The organism is Acinetobacter sp. GRABPA_MV_2 (genome assembly GCF_056725885.1).
Map to the genome: position 1 here is coordinate 69242 of NZ_JBWZNA010000018.1, position 17170 is coordinate 86411.

A 17170-nucleotide genomic window follows, 5' to 3' on the forward strand; every position below is an offset into this window, starting at 1 on the left:
TAAGCGGTCTTTTTTATTTGTTTAATAGGTTAAGACTTAGTTTTAATTGCATTACAAGCTGGAATAGACTGATCCGCTAGTTTAATGGACACTGTACCCTTCCTACGTTCGGCCAAAGCTTTTTCAGCATCTGTTGGTGCTGGACTAATATCCTTAATATTATTATAAACAGCTTGATAGGAAGCATAGGCATTAACCCAACGCGCAGTCTCATTCTGATAATCACTTAAATTAATACTATTACTGCTGTTTTGGCCTGCTAATAAGTTATAGAGGTTAATCTTTGCTCCACCCACTGAAATTGAGTCATCTATCTTATCTTCCGGGTCAGAATCTGGCTTTATTACAGAGTTAAGTCCCATCAAAATCCCATTAAGGTTACCTAACTGAGGGTGTGATAAAATCATACGAACAGGAATAGAGCTATCATTATCCGATGACTGTGTACCTCCTGTAGTACCAAGTCGGTATTGTTGCACACCATTACTATCAATTAAGCTACTGTCTGCTACCGTTGCACACTGACCAGACATATCCGTTGCAGTTGCATTTGGTTTAATATCCGTACGAATATTTCCTTTTTCATCAACGACAATGCCTAAATCGATAGGAGCTATCCCAGTAGTATCAAATCGGAATGTTAAAGTCGCATATAATGGGAAGACATAACGTTGACCAGAACTCACGTTTGCTGCTGTTTTAAAAATTTCTTTTCCAAGATAACTAATCGGATTGACTTTAATAATATCGAGTGAACCCTTATAATTTTCTGTGCCTACTGTTTGACGCCATAAACCATAATGTTGAATATTTCCTGTGGTGGAACGTGTTAACTGCTTATAAAAACCTTCACTGCCCGCAACCGCATAATCATTCATAAACTTGCCTTGATAGATTTGCAAATCATTATTTGCATTACTATCAACGCTTAAACGTAATGGCTGAGTCGATTGAATATCTTTTGAAATTGGGTTAAACCAGCCATTTTGATGTGCAGCAACGACCATTTGTATTGGTTTAGCTTTGGTCCACAATAAAACTGGTGGAGCTACACCAGTCACGTTTCCATCCTTATCTTTATATAAAGTAGCATCACCACGCCATTGTAAGCCATAACCCATTGCATAACCTTCACGGTCAGTCAGCACGAACATGTTGGCCATCATATGACGTAAATTACTGGTAGATTTATTAAAGCAATCTACTAATGCCTGATTACAACCATAAAACCCAAGCGGTAGTGGAGAATTTACAGGGTCTACAAATCCCGCATAAGTCGCTTCAGTCGCCTGTAATAATGCTGCATTTGCTAAGTTTGTGACTTGAACCACAAGTGCATAAGCTTGTGCATCAGACACTTTGTTTACATCTAACCAAGGTTTTAGAAGGGTTGCATATTGCCCATTCTTCCATTCTGTTGCGGTTATATCTTGTGTCAAATTAGTCAACAGGTTTTTCTTATCTTGAGTAAATTGGGTTGGTTGTAAATCACCTACCACATTATCTCCACGTTCAACACCAATACTTTGGAATAACTTAACTAAAGCCATAGCCACTTTAATAGTTGGATCAGCATTACTCATTGAAGCTGGAGGTTGTCCAGTTAATGCTGTCGCCATATCCAAAACTGTTAAATGAGTTGCCCCATATTTTCCTAATGTATCAAGTTTTATAGTACCTAACGCAATCTTGTGGGTATTACTGCCTTGTAAATACAAACTAATCGTTTCATCCGATCTGCTGCTGCTGATGCTACAAGCTCCAGTGACAGCATTAAGTTTCTTATTCGTTTCAGGGTCAACCTCTAATAATGTAATGTAACGCTGATTAGGTGACATACTACAATCAAAATTTAAGCCTTCCACTGGATAATCTAATACAAAATTTAAACAAGTATCGTCTGATGCAGTACAGTCTAAATTAGTGGTCGGAATCTCACCGCCACCTTGTGTAGGATCTTCATTAATTGTTGAGCCACCACCACCGCAACCATTTAATAGAATTGCCAATGTGGATAATGCAAAAGGTAATAAAAAATTTTTACTCATCATCATTCCTATTTATTTTTAACGTAATACCGAAATTTTAATTTGTCCCTGATTAGATAGTTCTTGATCCGGCATATCCACAGCCGAAGATAAAGGCGTTAACATAATATAGTGTGTACGTTCTGGCACCTGTAAAACACCTAAAATCGATGCATGTTGTAAAATCGTCGCAGGATACGACTTACTTTTAAAACCACTAGCACCTTCTATAACACAACCCTTTTCATCCAAGAAAACAGCGAGGGGCCAATAATATACAGGCTTATCATTGGTTGTGGCATAGGAAGCTACTTGTATATTCTTAATAGAAGAATCTATTTTTACGACCTCGTATTCAAACTTTTCTTTAAGAGGTTTTCTCGGCCATAACCCAACTTCTTTATTCTGGCTTAGCTTTTTTATTGATTTGTTATAGCCATTAATAAAACACAAATCATTTTCAAAAGTGCTTGCTAACTCTTTGTGCGAAAGTCTCACATAAGTAGGAGCTAATACCACAGAGGTGGCTTGATCTTCTTGAGATCGGTGCAATACGTTATCAAGGATAGACTGACCAACACCTTTTTTACGCTCAATAGATTCAGTACGACCTAAACCGTCAGGCATAATATAAAAACGTTTTTTCCCTTCTAGATTAAACTCTTGATTCTCTAAATATTCATTATTAACGTATTCCACACCATCAATGGTAGTGTACTGCATCTCATCGTTTTTTGGTGCTACTGGTGCTGATGAAGTAACGATATCCTTAGACAAGGGTGGAAGTGAATTAACTTCTACTTTTTCTACAATCTTTTGCTGGGAGGCAGAATCCTCTATCACTGTTTTTTCTTTAGTAGTCGATAAACTAGACTTCTGATCAATAATTTTTGATTCTTCTTTACTTATTTTTGTATGTTTTGAAACCGTAGATTGATTCTTTATCAAGGCAGTTGGTGCAGTTGGTGCAGTTGGTGCAGTTGGTGCAGTTGGTGCAGTTGGTGCAGTTGGTGCAGTTGGTGCAGTTGGTGCAGTTGGTGCAGTTGGTGCAGTTGGTGCAGTATTAGACGATTTCGTAATTACTTTAGGCAATTCTTTTGATTTTAAAGATGTTTCTGGCAATACTTGCTGTTCTGGACGAGACGTCTTTATCTCTGGATTTGTTAATACCTTAGACGGTGTAACAGTTCGTTCCACCCTTTTACTCGGAACAATCATTGGTCGACCATCAGGACCAATAATCGTATAAAAACCATCCGCATAAATAGCAGAATTACTTGCTATTGCAACAAAAAAAATCGCAATAGCAAATCTAGGTCGAGACATCCGTTCGCAATTTAATTTTACCATTTTGTTCTATAATTTAACCCGAGTACTGTAACTTTGGTATTTGTTTTAACATCCAAACCGGCATAAGGGTTTAACAGAATATTATCAACTCCCGTTTTATTAGATAAGGTACTAGTCCCTGCTGGAATATTATCGCGGCTACGTAAGAAACCAACTGAAAGATCCAAATCTGTATCTGCATCAAATCGGTACCCAATCCCCAAACCAAATAACTGCGCATTATTAATTGGAATCATGGTATTTCGTTTGTCATTTGGAATAGCGCTAGCACGAGGCTCATAACCAGCACGTAACTTCAAACGATCTGTTGCGGAATACTCTAAACCAATACCCCAGCTCCATGGTGAGGTAAACTTTAGAGGCAAAGCTAATGATGCATCTGTCACATCATTTGATAAAAGTTTGGCAACTTTGAGTAAGGTAATCTGTCTATCAAATTCAAACTTGAACTTATCCCATGCAGAATAATCAGTCCAACCCACATCAAAGTTAACTTGTAAATCAGGGAATATTTTATATTTAATCCCTGCTTGGAAATGTGCAGGATATTCCAAATCCATCGCGGCCAGTCCAGCCTCAGAGCTTGGTACATTCCCCGGTAAACCGAGGATTCGAGCCAAGACCTGACCTGTAGCTGATGAGTTTAAGCCTTTAATTAATTCTTGAGGAGCCTTAGCATTATTAATTAGGTATTTCCCTTTCATACGCATTTTAGCAGCACTTTGATAAACCATACCAAAGCCAAAATCGTCTGTCGGTTCCCACATTAGTCCCAAGTTATAGCTTGGGCTTAAAGACTGCTCCATAGAAACTTGAAGTGATCCCATTTTCTTGAATGGATTCATACCTTCTTGAGTATTACATAAGCCAAATAGCAATAGATTAGTAATCATATCGTTATTGTCTTTGAAGGGCCCACACACAACATCATCAACCATACGCAACACCCCAATCATATCATTGGGAAAACGTAAATCGGTTTTCATGGCAAGCGCGTTATAAGACATACCCACAGAGGCACCGATCGACAAATGGTCATTTACTTGATAACCAAAAGATGGAGACAAATAAGTAATCCGCTCAACAGCAACTTGCTGGCCCATAAAGTTTCCAGCGTTACCATTTTCAGCTCCAAAACCTGCAATTAAAGGTGCATAAATTGCAGTAGCATAGGTCAACTTTGAACCTGGTGGTTTATAGGCAATCCCTGCGGTAGGAGCAGCGAGTGGATACCCCTCTCCTAAATCAACCATTTTTTTTAGAATTGGAATATATAAGCTAGCGTATTCAACATCACCACGTACAGGGCCTTTAAAATCAGTACAAATATTAGCTGTAACTTCTGGGCCATCATTACAAACAAGAGGGTCATCTGAGTAGCCAAAAACGTTATAACCAGGGGGGGCCGAGAACTCACGTTGAATATCAAAGTTCGCTAAAATTCCTTGCACATCTGTCTGTAACCCATCAATTTTCGCTAAAGCCGCAGGGTTAAAGTGAATTGCACTAATACCAGGCGGATCTGCAGTTACAGCATTCCCCATCGATAGTGAACGGATATCAACAGCTAGGTTTTGTCCTAATTGAGCGTTGGCAAAGCTAGAAAAACCGGAGATCACAATTGCCGCCGTTAAAGGACATAATTTAGGATATTTCACCTGCCTATCTCCTTATTTTGTTTTTTTGCCAAAGCCTATAAAATCTAACGGGAAAGATAGACCAAGCGAAACATCTGGTGCATCTTCGGTTAAACCAATACCGACTGTGCCATTAACAATCGTTTCAGGTGAAACACGTACACCTAAAGCAAAGGACAACATCGCACTACTTTGATCTGGCGACTGATATGACTCGCCATCCTTAAACTGGAACTCAGCATCCATGTTAAAGCTTTGTTGATATGACATGGTTAATGAAACGTCATAGTTAAATGAGTAAGCAAAACCGAAAGAGAAACCACCACTAATACCAGGGTCAAAACTCTCTAGATAACGAGGACCATTCGCCCCGCCACCACGTGCCTGATTTAAACCCGTTTCTTTAAATCCATAATTGGCAGATGCCGAGGCAAATAAAACCACTGGATCAATATATTTACGCGTACTTGCTCCTACCCCAACAGAGTAATATCCTTTACCTGTTGAAAGCTCATCTAAACCAATTTCGTAAGGGCTATCCCCAGTTTTTGTTGATAGGTTACCGAATAGTACTAATGGTAGTCGGCCTTGCTTTAATGGGAAAGGTTCCCAGCGTGCTCCTAAAGAAATATCACCTAAACCCGCTGCAGTTGTATCCCTAACAATTTCAGATTTTGCAACAAAAGGAACTGTTGCAGATAATGTTAAGTTGTCCAATATCCCATATTGAACAGTAAAACTATTCGTTAAAGTATGATTCGCATCTTCTTCAACACGTAAACGGTTAAGTTGAGATGAATCATCAGCTAAAGCTAAATCAATTCGAGTATCGCGATAATAGGTGTAATCAAGATCGTAATAGGCTGAAAATACACCTCTTTTAATCAATGAATATTGGCGTTCATTTGAAGTAAATACTTCTTGTAAATTTGTTTCTTGAGTCGCATCACCTTCTTTTTTCTGTAAAGCAGTAGCAGCTTGATTAGCTCCAGTATTTGCTGCCTCAACAGGAGCAGGTTCAGTAGTTACAACATCTGTAGCTGGAGTTGTACTCGTTTCTTGAACTGAATCTGTTGCTGATGTTACTACTGATCCTGTACTCGCATCAGAAACAACTGTGGTGTTTTGAGCTTCAGCTTCAGTTTGTGCGACTTGGTCATTTGCATAAAGTGTGCCCGTAATAGCACTCATACTTAATGCCAACACACTCATCTTCATCCATCGATTATTCATGTTTCTTCCCACCTAATGTATTTATTTTACTCAATTCATATTTGATTATTTACGTTTATAGTAAAGACGCATATATGTTTCAATTGGCTGATTATAGGTTGCAGAATTTGGGTCTTTATCCAGTACCCTACGCATAGTTGATGCTTTATTTGCTAAACGGTCATAATTGAATGTTGGATATTGCACATCCACAAAGGCATAACGGTTAACAGTTGCATCTTCCACATGACGCATATCTGAGTCTTTTAAGGCCAATAGGTCTTTACGTTGAGATTCAGGAACAGAAACAACGAATAATGTATTATTATCCCAAACCTCTTTAAAACGATTTTCATCAAAGCTGATATTCCCTAATGCAGGATCAGCAACATAGACTCGTCCATCTTTATAAGCTTTATATACGACAAAATGTTTAAAACCAGCATAAGAAATTGGAACAATTGCAGGTTGTCCAAGATTGACTAAATCCGAAAACTCCCCTCGATAACCGCCACTATCCAAACCAATAGCAGTAACAAAGCGCTTCATATCAAGTAGTGAGAAGCTTCGACGTTCAATAATACGTTGATATTCACCATACTGTAGTAAACCGCTCATAGTCTGCTGTTCAGTCAAACTAGTTCCCACATAACCATTTAAAAGTGTAGTAAGAGCAGCTGAACCACAGCTATAGTCATAAGCTTGTCGAACAATACCTCGGAACTGATCTTCTACAGCTGGTTTAATCTGAACTGGTTCAATATGATTACGGCGAAAAGATAAATTACGTGAATCGGCGGTCTCTGTATAATAAACAGTTCCCGGTGGTTTTTTTTCTATTTCGAAGGCTTCTGTCGCAAAGTAATATATCAATGCTGAGCCTAAAGCAATCTCTAACATAAGCACTTGTTCTAAATGGTGGCCTAACTGGCCTTATTCATTTTATTCTTAGAGCAATAGCTCTACATCCCTGTGTGATGAAGATACCTTTTTTTTTTGAAAAAAACAGCCTTTTTTTACTTTTTTTTGATGAACGTTTAGTTTTATGAAAATAGAGAGACTTGTGTGATTCGTTTAAATAGATTTTTAATTTAACAGCTTATTTTTATCAATAAGAAATATATTTTTATATATTAGTCAATTAATAAATAAAAAAGCGCGTAATAAACGCGCTTTTTTATTAAAAACTCAGATTAGTGACCTGAAATTGTAATTGTAGAAGTTCCTACATTTAAACCTTGAATCTCAACATCACCAATTGAAGCATTAGCAGCGGCACCTAAATGTACGCCTTGTACATAAACATTCATACCTTGTGCACTATTATTTTGAATTTTTAAACCGGTTGGTACAACTGAAATGTTAGCATCAACATCTAAATCACCAGTCGTATTACCAGCGCCACGGACCATAACTTTATCCAAGAAGATTTCACCACCACCTGCAGCATCTTTAATACCGAAGTTAGATAAGGTTAAACCACCCTGTAAGCTTGAATTCACTTTAATCATTGCACCTTGTGGAGTAGAACCTAACTGTACATTCGCTGAAATTGCACCTAGAGACAAATCTAAACCAGAGATAATTTCAGTTGGAGCAGTTTCAGTAATACCACGTACAGCAGTAGTTGTATTTAAAGTACCAGAAGTACCCACACCAATAGAACCAACACTTACATTAACAGCACCCACGTTTGCAGCAACGTTTAAAAACGCGCCGTTTGTACCCGAAGCACCAACGCTGTCAATTTTAAGGTCTAACAAATTAGCAGTTTGATCAACCTGTGTAACCTCTACTCCACTTACTACAATCGCACCTGCAGTTGCTGCAGCACCAGTAATACCTGTAGTAGGGTTTAAACCATCATTATCATGAATAAATACTTTATCGATAGAAATACCGCCAGCACCTAAAGCGATACCGATATTAATACCATCTTGACCTGTAGCAGCACTAAGTGCAGCATCATCCATTGACTGCATTGCCATTGCATTTGCGCTGATAGCTAAAGAAGAAACTAAAGCAAGTTTAGTAAACATTTTCATTGAGCACTCTCCCAAGAGCATTTATTTTTTGACTTAACCACTCTCATTGTCTCAAGTTGCATTTTTCTTTATATGGCAACCGAAACTTCCAATCCTTGAGTAGGTTTGCTTAGCAATTACTAAATTACATCTACGTTAATTTTTGTTCAACTAGTGTTGTGCATTTTTTGCCAACTACCCGACAAACGGTACGCTCAAGTTTTTCTTAATAAACCCTGCTAAAAACCATAAATCCTAAGTTAAATTTTCGTTCATTTTATCAGCAAAAAAGATTATCAGTTAAAAGACTTTCTATTGATGAACTACAACTTGTAGTAAACTAATTACTCTCTCCTTAACCGCTGTCTCTTATTTAAAAATGTCTCAGTTAAAGAAAAAAATCTCTTTACATGGTAAAAATGCTGCCGATATTTTAAAAAAATTAGACGGATTAAATGGGCTTATTTATTTAAATGATAACAACAATCCAATTATTGGATTTCTTCCTCAACAATATATTCTAATTCAAGATGAAAATTATTTAGAATTTGAGCGTCAAAACTTTGATGAATATAAAAATATATCAAAACCAAACCAATTAATAGATTTCATTCAGTTTAAAGAAGTTAATTCAAAAAATAATATTCAGACTATAACAAGTTTTATGGGAGGTTATATTGGCTTTATCAGTTATGATTTCAGTGCGCATCAATTTATTAAGGGTAAAAATCATATACAACCTTCTTTATTCATAGGCCAATATCGTTCTTTTTTAAAATATATAGATAATGACTGGTATTTTTTTAGTGATGAAGTAGATGCTCTTTGCCTATTCTCATATATTGAAAATAAAATACAGAATTTTATTTCTGATAACTCTAAAAATATATTTGAATTAAAAACCACCATTCAACCCCGATGGTCTAAAAAACAATACCTCAATGCTTTCTATAAAATACAAGAATATATTAAGGCTGGAGACTGCTATCAAATTAATTTAACCCAAGAGTTTAAAGCTAAATTTTCAGGATCCTTATTAAATAAAGCTAAAGATCTATGGAAACTTACAAATGCTCCATATGCAGGTTATTTAAAATTAGATGATTTTGAGTTATTAAGTTGCTCTCCCGAGCTTTTCATCGAATTTAATCAAAATAAACAAATTAAAACTAGACCTATTAAAGGCACAATGCCTCGCTATGAAAATATAGAAAAAGATTATATTTCTAAACAAACCTTAAAAAACTCTCCAAAAGACCAAGCTGAAAACGTGATGATTGTCGATTTATTACGTAATGATTTGAGCATTTATGCCAATACAGGATCTGTAAAAACGACAAAACTATTCGAGATTGAAAGTTTTAATCAAGTACATCACATGGTAAGCGAGATCGTTGCGACTCTTAAAGACGATATCAATCCTATGCAAATGTTGCTTTCAGCCTTACCCGGAGGCTCAATCACAGGTGCCCCAAAAATTCGGGCAATGCAAATTATTGAAGAGTTGGAAGAAGAAGCAAGAGGTGCATATTGCGGGACATTAGGGTATTTCAATTTTGATGGAACAGGCCGCTGGAATATTCTTATCCGCAGTTTTCAACAATATCAGAATCAGCTTTCTTTATGGGCTGGTGGAGGTATTACAATTGCATCAAATGCAGAAGCAGAATATCAAGAAAGTCTTGATAAAGTCTCTGCTATGCTGAACTTGATGAACAGCACAGCAGAGTAAAATTTAGAGAATATCTTGTTTTAATGTTTGTATTAAACGCTCATTTTGCTCATCAGTTCCTACAGTAATTCGCAAGAATTGATTAATACGAGGCTTATTGAAATAGCGCACAATAATGCCCTGCTCACGTAATTGCTGTGCAAGCTGACCTGCATCATGCGATGAGTGAGAAGCAAAAATAAAGTTTGCTTTAGAAGGTAAAACTTTAAAGCCCAAAGCAGTTAAATCATCTACTAGCTTTTCACGACTAGAAATAACTCTTTGACATTGTTCTTCAAAATAAGCCTGATCTTCAAAAGAAGCTACCGCGGCTGCAATTGCAAAACGGTCAATAGGATATGAGTTAAAACTATTTTTGACAGCTTCAAGAGCCGCAATTAAATGAGACTGAGCAATCGCAAAGCCAACGCGTAAACCCGCAAGAGAGCGAGATTTTGAAGTTGTTTGGCACACAACCAGATTTTCATAGCGATTTACTAAACTCACCGCTGATTCTGCACCAAAATCAACATAAGCTTCATCAATGACAACCACCCGATCTGGATTAGCTTTTAAAATTTGTTCAATTTCGGCTAAGCCTAGTGCAATACTTGTTGGAGCATTAGGGTTGGTAATAATAACCCCACCATTTGGTTGCGCGTAATCTTTAACTTCAATCTCAAAATTTTCATTGAGCGGAATTTCTTTAGTTTTTGTTCCAAAGAACTGACTATAAACTGGATAAAAGCTATAAGTGATATCTGGATAAAGAATAGGTTCGTCTTGAAGAAAAAATGCTTTAAAAATATGAGCAAGTACTTCATCAGAGCCATTTCCAACGAAAACTTGAGATACTTCAATATTCTGTTGTTTAGCAATTGCTTGCTTTAAAGCTGTAGCATCTGGATCGGGATATAAACGTAATGCATCAGCTTGATGAGTTAAAACAGCTAGAACCGCTTCAACTACTTTTGGTGATGGCGGATATGGATTTTCATTCGTATTGAGTTTCAATAAATTCTGAATTTTAGGTTGCTCACCCGGAACATAAGGCTCTAATTCACGAACTTCTGGACTCCAAAAGCGCATTTGTGCTGTAGATAAAGTCATGGTCTTATCTCAAAAAAGGGCTGAAAATCAGCCCTGAGTAATAATTAAAAAACTGCAAGGTTTATAAGCTTATTGATAACGATAGCGAGCTGAGCGTGCATGGGCATCTAAGTTCTCTTGGACAGCTAATATGTCGGCTGTTTTAGCTAACGTTTTAACTCCATCTTTCGAACACATAATCAAGCTCGAACGTTTTTGGAAATCATAAACGCCTAACGGAGAAGAAAAACGAGCAGTTCCTGATGTCGGCAATACATGGTTTGGACCCGCACAATAGTCACCGATTGCTTCAGGTGTATAACGTCCCATGAAAATTGCTCCAGCATGACGAATCTCTTCGCTCATGGCTTCAGCATCATCTAAGCACAGTTCCAAATGCTCTGGTGCAACCTGATTAATTAACTCAATTGCTTCTGCGCGGTCTTTAACTAATACCAAAGCACCACGGTTTTTAATTGAAGTTCGAGCGATATCTGCCTTTGGCAATTCATTTAAATGCTTTTCAATTGCCAACTCGACTGCATTAAGCAAAGCTTCATTTGGAGTTATAAAAATAGCTTGAGCCACAGTGTCATGTTCAGCTTGTGATAAGACATCCATAGCCAACCAATCTGCATTATTCTCACCTTCTGCATATACTAAAATTTCAGAAGGTCCGGCAATCATATCGATGCCGACTTGACCAAACACAGCACGTTTAGCAGCTGCTACAAAACGATTCCCCGGACCAGTGATTTTATCTACAGGTGGAATGGTCTGAGTACCATAGGCAAGAGCCGCTACTGCTTGCGCCCCCCCAATGGTGAATACTCGACTAACTCCCGCAAGGTAAGCCGCAGCGAGAACCAATGGATTTAGTTCACCATTTGGCGCAGGAACAACCATAATAATTTCAGGTACACCAGCAACGTGGGCGGGTACAGCGTTCATTAAAACTGAAGACGGATAAGATGCTAAACCACCTGGTACATAAATACCCACACGGTCTAGAGGCGTGACTTTTTGCCCTAATGTATTGCCCAAATCATCTACATAAGTCCAGCTATCTTGTTTTTGAGCTTCATGAAATGTACGAATACGAGTTGCTGCTAACTGAAGAGCATCGCGAATTTCTGGGCTTAAATTATCAAAAGCAGTTTTAAGCTGTTGTTGAGATAACTCTAAATCTGAAAATTGATGCGCAGGATGTCGATCGAACTGTTGAGTAAGCTTTAAAACATGATCATCACCATGCTGACGAACATCAGCAATAATTTGATCTACTGTTTGCACTAAATTAAGATCATTCACGGTTTCAAATGCTAAAAGCTCAGCAAAAACCTGTTTGAAGTTCTGATCTTGAGTCGATAAACGTCGCATCAATTTACCCACAAGGCGAAAAAGAAAAAACAAGTTTACTCTTTTTCTAAGCGCTTGTGGGCATCATCTGAAGCAACTATCACAAAAGCATGATGGGAAATTGCTTTTAACGTGATTGAACAGCTTGCTCGAGCTGTGAAATGATTGGGTTTAATAGAGTTTGCTTACGTTTAAAACTGGCTTTATTTACAATTAAACGTGAAGAGACTTTGCAGATCTCCTCTAATGGCTCAAGACCATTCGCTCTTAGCGTATTACCCGTATCAACAACATCCACAATGTAATCGCCCAAACCGACCAAAGGCGCCAGCTCCATAGAACCATAGAGCTTGATCACATCGACTTGCTCACCTAGGCTTGCATAATATTGACGTGTAAGATTGACATATTTCGTGGCAATTTTTAAACGGCCTTTTGGACGCTCCATCCCCACTTTACCAGCAGTCATCAATTTACACTTAGCGATTTTCAGGTCAAGTAGCTCATATACATGCTGAGCACCGTGTTCCATCAACACATCTTTACCTGCTACACCTAGATCTGCTGCGCCATTCTCTACATAGGTAGGTACATCAGATGCACGTAGAATTAAAATACGTACTTGCTTATGCGTAGTAGGAAAAATCAGTTTACGGGACTTTTCCGGATCTTCGAGCAAATTAATACCCGCTGTAGCTAGTAAAGGTAACGTCTCTTTTAAGATACGGCCTTTACTGAGTGCCAAGGTCAAACCATGATCAAAATTGCCCATCACATCAAAATTAGGATCATCGTTTCTTACATCATTCATTAACTTACTCGCTTAATTTTGGCACCTAAACCTTGAAGTTTCTCTTCGACATGCTCATAACCACGGTCAATATGGTAGATACGGTCAATTAAGGTATCTCCCTCTGCAACTAAAGCTGCTAAAACTAAAGAGAACGAAGCACGCAAATCCGTTGCCATTACAGGTGCAGCCTGTAAAGTTTCTACTCCAGTTACGACAGCATCATGACCTTCAACCTGAATATTAGCGCCCATACGTGACAATTCAGGAACATGCATAAAACGATTTTCAAAAATCGTTTCAGAGATAGTTGCAAATCCACGACCAATAGCGTTTACCGCCATAAGCTGAGCTTGCATATCTGTTGGAAACTCTGGATGTGGCAAAGTTCTAAAACTTACGGCTTTAGGGCGTTTGCCTAACATATCAAGTTCAATCCAATCATCACCACGAGTGACTTCAGCACCCATTTCTTCAAACTTATCTAAAACAGATTCAAGTAATGCGGGATCGGTATGTGTAGTTTTGACACGACCACCCGTAATTGCAGCAGCGGCCAAATAAGAACCCGTTTCGATACGATCAGCTACAACGGCATATTCACAGCCATGCAAACTTTCTACGCCTGTTACAACAAGAGTATCAGTATCAAGTCCTTCAATCTTCGCACCCATTTTAATGAGCATTTGAGCAAGGTCAGTGATTTCAGGTTCACGAGCTGCATTACGAATTGTCGTAACACCATCAGCTAGTGCAGCAGCCATCAAGATGTTTTCAGTACCGCCAACGGTAACCATATCAAAAACAACTTCACCACCTTTTAAACGACCTTCAACTGAAGCATGGACATAACCATTTTCAACTTCAATATGTGCACCTAAAGCTTCTAAAGCTTTTAAATGTTGATCAACTGGACGTGATCCAATTGCACAACCACCAGGTAAAGAAACTTTTGCATTACCGTAACGTGCTAATAAGGGTCCTAAAACCAAAATTGAAGCACGCATTGTTTTTACTAATTCATAAGGAGCAAACTGATTATCTAAAGTAGAGGTATCAGCTTTTACTGTGTCATTTTCATAGCCGATTGTAACCCCTAACCCACCAATCAACTTGACCAAAGTATTTACGTCTTTAAGATTTGGAACATTAGTGATCGTAATTGGAGAGTCTGCAAGAATAGTTGCAGCAAGTAATGGTAAAGCTGCATTTTTAGCACCAGAAATGCGCACTTCCCCGTCGAGCTTAACACCGCCCGTAATTAAAAATTTATCCATTAATATTTAAGCTCCGAAAAGGCTTGCTTTACGCCATTCATCTTTGGTCATTGCACGAATTGTCACCGCGTGAACTTCGCCACTTGCAATATAAGTATTTAATGGTGCATAAACTAATTGTTGGCGAGCAACAGTACGCTTACCGTCAAATTGATCATCCACAATACGGAGGTCAAATTTTCCGGCCTGTCCGCTCACCGCTACTTCCGCTTCAGGGAAAGCTTCTTTTAAAATTTGAGTGAGCTGTTCACTATTCATTGCAAAGACCTCTGACACAACCTAAGGTGTAAAACGAAGTATTTTACTATAACTTTTTCAAAGAATTCAGTACGTGTTTATATTTTATCAATAAAAAAGAGGCTATATTTCAAGCCTCTCTTAATTATATAAAACTTATTAAATAGAAACAGCGACTTGCGAATAAGTACACTGCATTTTCCGATATTTTAATAATTGTTTTTTTAATTTTTCAGTTAGTTTTTTAATTGAAGTATACATATCATCAGCAGTTGCCTGAGCAAACAGCTCAATTCCCGGCAATCTTACAATAGCTTCTGCAACATGGTTCGAACTACCTTTATGAGAGCGCTTATCAATTTGATGATCTTTTGTTAATTTAATTTGCATACTATTCACCTGATCCAGGTGTTTCGTTAACTGATTAAATTTTGATTTAATATTTTCTTCTATAGCTGGTGTAATTGCTAAATGATGTCCACGAATCGTTAATTGCATAATTCTATCCCTCACCTTTTTTAGGTTATCTAAAGAAGAACTAAAACGATTTAATGCCATCAAAAGAAATCTAGGAACAATTAAACCATTTTAGTTACTCTCTTGGTGAAAATGAAATTTCATTATTTCGTCATAATGAATCTCTAGAATAGCCATACTTCAAAATTCAGATCAAGACTTTTCTTTCAGAGGACGAAGGAATATGTAACGATTCTCGATATTTTGCGACCGTTCTTCGAGCCACTTCAATTCCCTCATCTTTTAATAATGTAGCAATTACATTATCTGACAAAGGCTTACGTGGATTTTCATTTGCGACTAGTTTCTTAATCATTGCCCGAATTGCGGTAGAAGAGGCCTCTCCTCCTGCTGTTGTTCCTACATGACTAGAGAAAAAATATTTCAGCTCAAATAGACCACGAGGCGTAAGCATATATTTATTTGTAGTTACACGAGAAACTGTAGATTCATGCAATTCGACTTCTTCTGCCACATCTCGAAGAACTAGCGGCTTCATTGCTTCAGGACCTATTTCCAAAAAGGCTTTTTGATGCTCCACAATACAAGAAGCTACTTTTAATAACGTTTTATGCCTTTCATCAATGCTTTTGATAAAGTTTTTCGCCTCAAGCATTTGATTACGTAAATATAAATTATCCTCACTCTGATCTGCTCTACGAATCATACTAGAGTAAAAAGAATTAATTCTTAATTTAGGAAGTACATCTGGGTTTAACTGAACCTGCCAATGTAAATCTTTTTTTGAAACCACCACATCGGGAATTTGATAATCAGATTCTTGCTTATCAAAATCCATTCCAGGATAAGGTTTTAACGTTTTTAAAAGATTGATTGCAAACTTTAATTGGTCTTTCGTTAAACCAGTTTGTTTAAGTAATTTATTAAGATCATTAGCTATCAAAAGCTCATAATACTGTAATAGATTTTTTGCTTCGTTTAGATATTCAACATCTTTTGGTAGAAACTCTAGCTGTATCTTTAAACATTCCGCTAAATTACGCGAACCAATCCCTAAAGGATCCAGTCGTTGAATGTGTTTTAAGACAACTAAAACTTCATCCTCCTCAATCTCCTCCTCGATATCCATTTCATTCAATAATTGTTGTGCAGCTAAAATTATTTCTTCAATTTCAGCATCCAAGAAACCTTTATCATCTAATGCATCAACAATACAATAAGCAATTAATTGATCAATTTTAGAAAAATGCAAAAGATTAACTTGTTCTAAAATATGTTCCTTAAGAGATAATTGAACTTGGCGATTATCTTCCCGCTCTTCAAATTCTGGAGTAGCTAAAGCTGTTGATTGATGGGTATAAACATCATCCCACTCAGTATCAACGGGCAAATCATCAGGCAAATGGTTTGCATTTAGTTCCGTTGTTAAATCATCCGATTCTTTATTTTCTAATGTAGACAGACTTTCCGTTAACGACTCTTCTTCTATTTTTTCAAGCAAAGGATTACTATCTAGTTGAATCTGAATTTCCTGTTCAAGCTCTAAACTAGAGAGTTGTAACAAACGAATCGCCTGCTGCAATTGAGGTGTTAACGATAGAGAATTCGCTACTTTCAATCCAACAGATAATTTCATATATTTCATTTTCCATAAAACAAGCAAAAATCATGCCTATTCAACATTTATAACATATAGTCTCCATTTGTCATACATATCCAACTGAAATTTGTAGAAGAAAAAAGAGATTTTTCCAATTATAAAAATAATCTTATTAAATTAATTCTATCAAACATGGTTCCAATATAAAGTCAGACACAAAATCTTGTTATAAAAAGTTAATTAGGAGGAGCTTGTTCTATTTTAATTTTGTTTAATTGATTACCCTTCGGTTGTATAGTTTTTTCTATTAAATTTAAAGATTCAAATCATAGCTTACTATTTTATATTTATTTCCTACAAATATATTTTTCCCACACAAT

Annotated in this window: 14 protein-coding genes; 1 reads left to right on the plus strand and 13 read right to left on the minus strand. The window is 37.2% G+C overall.

All coding sequences use genetic code 11. The features are described from left to right. Positions 1–29 precede the first annotated feature (29 nt). From filF to filA, 6 genes are all read right to left on the minus strand, one after another. The gene (filF, locus tag ACXM0J_RS14895; RefSeq protein WP_086265260.1) at positions 30–2054 is read right to left on the minus strand and encodes a putative pilus system protein FilF; all 2025 of its coding nucleotides are present in this window, start codon (positions 2052–2054) and stop codon (positions 30–32) included. A gap of 12 nt (positions 2055–2066) precedes the next feature. Further along, complete coding sequence (filE, locus tag ACXM0J_RS14900) at positions 2067–3353, minus strand: putative pilus assembly protein FilE (RefSeq protein ID WP_479750619.1); 1287 nt, start codon at positions 3351–3353, stop codon at positions 2067–2069. A 17-nt stretch (positions 3354–3370) separates the two neighbouring features. After that, complete coding sequence (filD, locus tag ACXM0J_RS14905) at positions 3371–5035, minus strand: putative pilus system OmpP1/FadL family transporter FilD (RefSeq protein WP_014208426.1); 1665 nt, start codon at positions 5033–5035, stop codon at positions 3371–3373. Positions 5036–5047: 12 nt separating this feature from the next. Continuing rightward, complete coding sequence (gene filC / locus ACXM0J_RS14910) at positions 5048–6247, minus strand: putative pilus system protein FilC (RefSeq protein ID WP_213034419.1); 1200 nt, start codon at positions 6245–6247, stop codon at positions 5048–5050. A gap of 45 nt (positions 6248–6292) precedes the next feature. Beyond that, on the minus strand, positions 6293–7126 hold the full coding sequence (gene filB / locus ACXM0J_RS14915; RefSeq protein WP_014208424.1) for a putative pilus system C39 family peptidase FilB: 834 nt from the start codon (positions 7124–7126) through the stop codon (positions 6293–6295). Positions 7127–7419: 293 nt separating this feature from the next. Further along, the gene (filA, locus tag ACXM0J_RS14920) at positions 7420–8271 is read right to left on the minus strand and encodes a putative pilus system protein FilA (RefSeq protein WP_199993493.1); all 852 of its coding nucleotides are present in this window, start codon (positions 8269–8271) and stop codon (positions 7420–7422) included. Between the two features lie 358 nt (positions 8272–8629). Between filA and ACXM0J_RS14925 the strand changes: the two genes are divergently transcribed. Then, positions 8630–9982 (plus strand): anthranilate synthase component I family protein, encoded by a 1353-nt coding sequence (locus ACXM0J_RS14925; RefSeq protein ID WP_086265262.1) that lies wholly within the window; start codon positions 8630–8632, stop codon positions 9980–9982. A gap of 3 nt (positions 9983–9985) precedes the next feature. Here the strand turns inward: ACXM0J_RS14925 and hisC are convergent, their stop codons facing one another. The 7 genes from hisC to ACXM0J_RS14960 all read right to left on the minus strand — a co-directional run bounded on the left by hisC (position 9986) and on the right by ACXM0J_RS14960 (position 16826). Beyond that, complete coding sequence (gene hisC / locus ACXM0J_RS14930; RefSeq protein ID WP_086265263.1) at positions 9986–11071, minus strand: histidinol-phosphate transaminase; 1086 nt, start codon at positions 11069–11071, stop codon at positions 9986–9988. A 69-nt stretch (positions 11072–11140) separates the two neighbouring features. After that, complete coding sequence (hisD, locus tag ACXM0J_RS14935) at positions 11141–12430, minus strand: histidinol dehydrogenase (RefSeq protein ID WP_086265264.1); 1290 nt, start codon at positions 12428–12430, stop codon at positions 11141–11143. Positions 12431–12536: 106 nt separating this feature from the next. Next, the gene (gene hisG, locus ACXM0J_RS14940) at positions 12537–13220 is read right to left on the minus strand and encodes an ATP phosphoribosyltransferase (RefSeq protein WP_005071248.1); all 684 of its coding nucleotides are present in this window, start codon (positions 13218–13220) and stop codon (positions 12537–12539) included. Beyond that, positions 13220–14476, minus strand: a complete 1257-nt coding sequence (murA, locus tag ACXM0J_RS14945) for a UDP-N-acetylglucosamine 1-carboxyvinyltransferase (protein ID WP_002115380.1) — start codon at positions 14474–14476, stop codon at positions 13220–13222. The genes hisG and murA overlap by 1 nt, the downstream gene beginning before the upstream one ends. A gap of 6 nt (positions 14477–14482) precedes the next feature. Further along, complete coding sequence (gene ibaG / locus ACXM0J_RS14950) at positions 14483–14734, minus strand: BolA family iron metabolism protein IbaG (protein WP_002115399.1); 252 nt, start codon at positions 14732–14734, stop codon at positions 14483–14485. Between the two features lie 138 nt (positions 14735–14872). Then, a complete protein-coding gene (hpf, locus tag ACXM0J_RS14955; RefSeq protein ID WP_086265265.1) occupies positions 14873–15211 on the minus strand; it encodes a ribosome hibernation-promoting factor, HPF/YfiA family in 339 nt (112 codons plus the stop codon). A gap of 166 nt (positions 15212–15377) precedes the next feature. After that, positions 15378–16826: an RNA polymerase factor sigma-54 gene (locus ACXM0J_RS14960; protein WP_086265266.1), complete on the minus strand. Its 1449-nt coding sequence runs from the start codon at positions 16824–16826 to the stop codon at positions 15378–15380. Between the last annotated feature and the right edge of the window lie 344 nt (positions 16827–17170).

Bases quoted from the DNA above. Each gene is read 5' to 3' on its own strand.
- filF (WP_086265260.1), bottom strand. From the start codon at position 2,054: ATGATGATGAGTAAAAATTTTTTATTACCTTTTGCATTATCCACATTG.
- filE (WP_479750619.1), bottom strand. From the start codon at position 3,353: ATGTCTCGACCTAGATTTGCTATTGCGATTTTTTTTGTTGCAATAGCA.
- filC (WP_213034419.1), bottom strand. From the start codon at position 6,247: ATGAATAATCGATGGATGAAGATGAGTGTGTTGGCATTAAGTATGAGT.
- filB (WP_014208424.1), bottom strand. From the start codon at position 7,126: ATGTTAGAGATTGCTTTAGGCTCAGCATTGATATATTACTTTGCGACA.
- filA (WP_199993493.1), bottom strand. From the start codon at position 8,271: ATGAAAATGTTTACTAAACTTGCTTTAGTTTCTTCTTTAGCTATCAGC.
- ACXM0J_RS14925 (WP_086265262.1), top strand. From the start codon at position 8,630: ATGTCTCAGTTAAAGAAAAAAATCTCTTTACATGGTAAAAATGCTGCC.
- hisC (WP_086265263.1), bottom strand. From the start codon at position 11,071: ATGACTTTATCTACAGCACAAATGCGCTTTTGGAGTCCAGAAGTTCGT.
- hisD (WP_086265264.1), bottom strand. From the start codon at position 12,430: ATGCGACGTTTATCGACTCAAGATCAGAACTTCAAACAGGTTTTTGCT.
- hisG (WP_005071248.1), bottom strand. From the start codon at position 13,220: ATGAATGATGTAAGAAACGATGATCCTAATTTTGATGTGATGGGCAAT.
- murA (WP_002115380.1), bottom strand. From the start codon at position 14,476: ATGGATAAATTTTTAATTACGGGCGGTGTTAAGCTCGACGGGGAAGTG.
- ibaG (WP_002115399.1), bottom strand. From the start codon at position 14,734: ATGAATAGTGAACAGCTCACTCAAATTTTAAAAGAAGCTTTCCCTGAA.
- hpf (WP_086265265.1), bottom strand. From the start codon at position 15,211: ATGCAATTAACGATTCGTGGACATCATTTAGCAATTACACCAGCTATA.
- ACXM0J_RS14960 (WP_086265266.1), bottom strand. From the start codon at position 16,826: ATGAAATTATCTGTTGGATTGAAAGTAGCGAATTCTCTATCGTTAACA.